The sequence below is a fragment of the Epilithonimonas bovis DSM 19482 genome (assembly GCF_900108115.1).
Taxonomy (GTDB): domain Bacteria; phylum Bacteroidota; class Bacteroidia; order Flavobacteriales; family Weeksellaceae; genus Epilithonimonas; species Epilithonimonas bovis.
Genome location: NZ_FTPU01000085.1, coordinates 1 through 1,690, shown reverse-complemented (window position 1 = coordinate 1,690; position 1,690 = coordinate 1). Strand labels below are relative to the sequence as shown.

Annotated in this window: 3 protein-coding genes; all 3 read right to left on the bottom strand. The window is 37.4% G+C overall.

The features are described 5' to 3' along the window. Positions 1-85: 85 nt before the first annotated feature. The 3 genes from B0B05_RS16210 to B0B05_RS16200 are packed head-to-tail and all read right to left on the bottom strand — an operon-like array spanning position 86 to position 1,503. Positions 86-577 carry a hypothetical protein gene (locus B0B05_RS16210; RefSeq protein ID WP_143746069.1) on the bottom strand — a complete coding sequence of 164 codons (492 nt, stop codon included), beginning with the start codon at positions 575-577 and terminating at the stop codon, positions 86-88. Between the two features lie 19 nt (positions 578-596). After that, positions 597-1,286: a hypothetical protein gene (locus B0B05_RS16205; protein WP_076784605.1), complete on the bottom strand. Its 690-nt coding sequence runs from the start codon at positions 1,284-1,286 to the stop codon at positions 597-599. Continuing rightward, positions 1,273-1,503, bottom strand: coding sequence for a hypothetical protein (locus B0B05_RS16200; protein ID WP_143746068.1), 231 nt, complete (start codon positions 1,501-1,503; stop codon positions 1,273-1,275). The genes B0B05_RS16205 and B0B05_RS16200 overlap by 14 nt, the downstream gene beginning before the upstream one ends. Positions 1,504-1,690: the final 187 nt, after the last annotated feature.

Here is a 1,690-nt window from a genome sequence, read left to right as displayed (position 1 = left end):
ACCCTTACAACTATTCAGTTTTTGAATAGATTTATTTTTGATAGAAATATAAACAACCTAAAAATAAATCTCGTTTGATAATGCACTACGAGTTATTATTAATCAATGACACCCTGTTGCCAACATCAACTACCATAGCTCCTGAGGCAGCATTATCAAAAGTAACCAGTTGGTTCACACCATTATTAAAACCTGTTTTGTCTATCGCCTGATTTCCCGTATTACTTACAATAAAAACCTGTGCATAGAGTTTTTTCTTAATAGTTTCGGTTGTGGAGACATCTGTCCAGGTGGTGCCATTCCAAAAATAGAAGGTATCTGCCTGGATAGACGTGTCTGTTGCAGAAACTGTTGTGTTATAAACTAACAAGCCAACTGCAGGATTTGCAATGGTGACAATATCAGTTTTGCTTTTCAGAGCTACTCTCGGCAAGAGAACACCTTTTTTATTATTAGTAGCCAACGACGATGCATCCAGATCCAAAAGCGCAGACGAATTAGGCGAGGTGGTACCAATACCTACCCCCTGTGCACAAATAGATGAGGATATAAAAATACCCGATATAACTAAAAGCATTTGAGATAGCTTCATAAATCTATTGTAAATCATAGTCTAAAAGTGTAAATGTTAAACTTTTTGAAATAGGTATTTTAGCAGAAGTGGTAATTGCGGGCAACGGCGTACCGGTTTCTTCACCATGTACAACAGTTTGATCTGTCACTGGAAAAGGATTTTGTACCACTAATCGAATTTTGTTGCCAGCAGTAAGTGACACAGGCGTAGAGACCATAAGGACAGTCTTTAGATAATTAGTGACTTTTATTCCCCAGGCAGTCCTATTGCCTATAACATCGCTCCAAGTTTTGCCATTATCCAAAGATCGTTGCAGTTTAAGATTTAGAAAAGCTCCCCTTTGTCCTGCATTCATCGTGGTTCTGTTCGGGTTATAATTAACGTAGGCAGAGATCTCATACAGACCGGTTATATTGATTGTAAAAACCTCAGCAGCTTTTGTTACTATATTCCCGATACTCACGACCATATCTGTATCTGCAAATGTTACCGGTATCCCGCCATTGGTATTACTGGTATTGTTGATGGTGGTATAGGTAAACTCCTGCGTACTTTTGGAATTAAGACTATAAACGCGGTTGGCTAAATAATTTTTGAGAATTGTTGTTAGGCCAATATCCACCCATTGGGTGCCATTCCAATAATAATAATATCGGTTGGCGTAAACATTGGCAGGATAAACACCTGCATCAGCCGTATTATAGATTAGCAACCCCCACCGCTGGGCTGGGGACAGTTGTTTTATCGGTATTCCCTGTGAGAGCAATCCGTGGTCCCAAAAATCCTTTTTTGTTACCCACAGGCAAGTCATTAGTATTAATTTCCAGGATCGCAGAAGGCGCCACCTGCGAGGTCTGTATACCTACCTGTGCTGATAAAGCGCCTGCAGAAATTAGGAATAAGTGTGTAAGCCAATTTTTTATCATCATTTCAAAAAAGTTACTCTATGATTCAATTCTGTGAATATTTTCTCAATAATTGAATTATGAAGAAATAAAAGTCAATTTTCTGTGCAAGAAACGAATTTTTTTTCAAATCAAATCTTTAAATAGTTAACCTGAAAAAAAATTATGAATATCCGTAATTACACATAATTTCGTATATTTACTTATAATT